General features: G+C 51.5%; 1 tRNA gene and 1 rRNA gene. Both read left to right on the forward strand.

From position 1 onward, the window contains the following. Positions 1-13: 13 nt before the first annotated feature. Positions 14-89 (forward strand) — tRNA-Thr (locus M977_RS24005). Positions 90-128: 39 nt separating this feature from the next. Continuing rightward, positions 129-244, forward strand: a 5S ribosomal RNA gene (gene rrf / locus M977_RS24010). The last annotated feature ends 51 nt before the right edge of the window (positions 245-295 follow it).

A 295-nucleotide genomic window follows, 5' to 3' on the forward strand; every position in this document is an offset into this window, starting at 1 on the left:
TAAATTAAAGTGTGCTGATATGGCTCAGTTGGTAGAGCGCACCCTTGGTAAGGGTGAGGTCCCCAGTTCGACTCTGGGTATCAGCACCAGTTTTTAGGTTTAAAGTTCGGCGCTGGATAAAGAATTTGCCTGGCGGCAGTAGCGCGGTGGTCCCACCTGACCCCATGCCGAACTCAGAAGTGAAACGCCGTAGCGCCGATGGTAGTGTGGGGTCTCCCCATGCGAGAGTAGGGAACTGCCAGGCTTCAAATAAACAAAAAGGCCATCCTTGCGGATGGCCTTTTTGTTTTGTATT

The sequence above is a fragment of the Buttiauxella gaviniae ATCC 51604 genome, assembly GCF_001654835.1.
Taxonomy (GTDB): Bacteria; Pseudomonadota; Gammaproteobacteria; order Enterobacterales; family Enterobacteriaceae; genus Buttiauxella; species Buttiauxella gaviniae.